At 69.8% G+C, this 1,901-nt stretch carries 1 protein-coding gene and 2 pseudogenes; 2 read left to right on the top strand and 1 reads right to left on the bottom strand.

What is annotated here, in order from left to right; genetic code table 11:
* Positions 1-363, bottom strand: a pseudogene (locus AB0B89_RS36175) (phospholipid carrier-dependent glycosyltransferase); the annotation flags it as partial.
* 107 nt (positions 364-470) lie between these two features.
* Between AB0B89_RS36175 and rsmI the strand changes: the two are divergent.
* Together rsmI and AB0B89_RS36185 are read left to right on the top strand one after the other, a co-directional pair.
* Positions 471-1,322, top strand: coding sequence for a 16S rRNA (cytidine(1402)-2'-O)-methyltransferase (gene rsmI, locus AB0B89_RS36180; protein WP_358562234.1), 852 nt, complete (start codon positions 471-473; stop codon positions 1,320-1,322).
* Between the two features lie 216 nt (positions 1,323-1,538).
* Positions 1,539-1,901, top strand: a pseudogene (locus tag AB0B89_RS36185) (phospholipid carrier-dependent glycosyltransferase); the annotation flags it as partial.

Here is a 1,901-nt window from a genome sequence, read left to right on the forward strand (position 1 = left end):
GACGACGTAGGAGGCGCACTTGTCGATCTCGGTGGGCGCGCAGTGCTGCCAGACGTTGGCGTCGCCCTTGAGGAGCAGCTTGTCGGCGTCCTTCACCGCGACGCGCTCCACGCCGAACTTGATCAGCGACAGAGAGTCCTTGGCGTAGTAGGTCTCGTCGAAGACCACCGCGTTGGGCGAACCCAGGCGGTTGAAGCGCAGGAACGCGGCGAAACCGGCCACCAGCAGCGGTCCCAGCCACCCCCACAGGGGGCTTCCCTGGAAAGGCGGAACCAGCCGGTCGCGTACCGATCCCGGCTGTGCGGGCTCGTCGCGCGGCTCCGGCTGCTCGAAGTCCTGGTTGGGGAAGTCCGTCAGGGCCATCCGGACATCGTACGGGGCGGCTATTACGTCCAGCCTAAGAAACACCTCTTACGTACCCAATTGGGGGACTCATGCCCGAAGGTGCTGTGCTGATGACCTCTCCGTGCATGGGAGAGGATGGGCATGTGAACGACAACGGCAGGCTGGTGCTGGCGGGTGCTCCGATCGGGCGGGTCGACGACGCCTCCGCCCGGCTGCGCGAGGCGTTATCGACCGCGGACGTCGTCGCGGCCGAGGACACCCGCCGGCTGCGCAGGCTCGTCGCCGACCTCGGAGTCACGCTCGGCGGACGAGTGGTGTCCTACTACGACGCCAACGAGACGGCACGGGCCAAGGAACTGCTCGGCGCCCTGCAGGACGGTGAGACCGTGCTGGTCATCACCGACGCGGGCATGCCCGGGGTCTCCGATCCCGGCTACCGCCTGACCCACCTCGCCGTCGAGGCGGGCATCCCGGTGACGGCGCTCCCCGGGCCGTCGGCGGTCACCACGGCGCTGGCGATCTCGGGGCTGCCGAGCGACCGGTTCTGCTTCGAGGGGTTCCCGCCCCGCAAGCCGGGGGAGCGCGCCCGGCGGCTGGCGGCCCTGGCGGCCGAGGAGCGCACGATGGTGTTCTTCGAGGCGCCGCACCGGCTCCAGGCCTGTCTCGCCGCGATGGCCGAGGCGTTCGGCCCCGAGCGGCCGGCCGCCGTCTGCCGCGAGCTCACCAAGACCTACGAGGAGGTACGGCGGGGCGGGCTCGCCGAGCTGGCCGAATGGGCCGGGGGGAACGTGCGGGGCGAGATCACGCTGGTCGTCGCCGGGCACGAGCCGGGCACGGTCGAGCCCGACCTCCAGGAGCTCGTGTACGAGGTCGCCCGCAGGGAGGAGGCGGGGGTGTCGCGCAAGCAGGCGATCGTCGACGTGGCCAAGTCGGCGGGCATCCCGAAGCGCGACCTCTACGACGCGGTCCACCGGTGACGCTCCAGAACGCCGTCCACTGGTGACGCTCTAAGAACGCCGGGCCACTGTAGACGTTCTAAGAACGCCGGGCCACCGGTGATGTTCTACGAGGCTGTCCACCGGTGAGGGCGGTCGCTCCGGGTCTCCTTCTTGATCCTCTGGTTGCGGGCCGCCCGTGGCGCATAGGGTGCCCGGGTGGCTGTTCGCGCCTTCCCCCTAAGATTTGCTGGAATCTTGCGACTTTCCGGGAAACCGCCCACCGCATCGGCCGAGCGACCCGCCTCGGTCCCCACGGTGCGCGACCGGCTGGTTCCGCCTTTCCAGGGAAGCCCCCTGTGGGGATGGCTCGGGCCGCTGCTGGTGGCCGTCTTCGGGGCCCTGACGCGCTTCAACCGCCTGGGGTCCCCCAAGGACATCGTCTTCGACGAGACCTACTACGCCAAGGACGCGCTGTCACTGCTCACGTACGGCGTCGAGCGCACCTTCCTCGGCACGACCAAGAACCCCATCGCCGACCCCCGGCTGCTGGCCGGCAGGAAAGACCTCTGGGTCACCTGCACCCCGGACAATCTCGACCCCTGCGCGCTGTACGTGGCG

Source organism: Sphaerisporangium sp. NPDC049002 (assembly GCF_040649355.1).
Taxonomy (GTDB): domain Bacteria; phylum Actinomycetota; class Actinomycetes; order Streptosporangiales; family Streptosporangiaceae; genus Sphaerisporangium.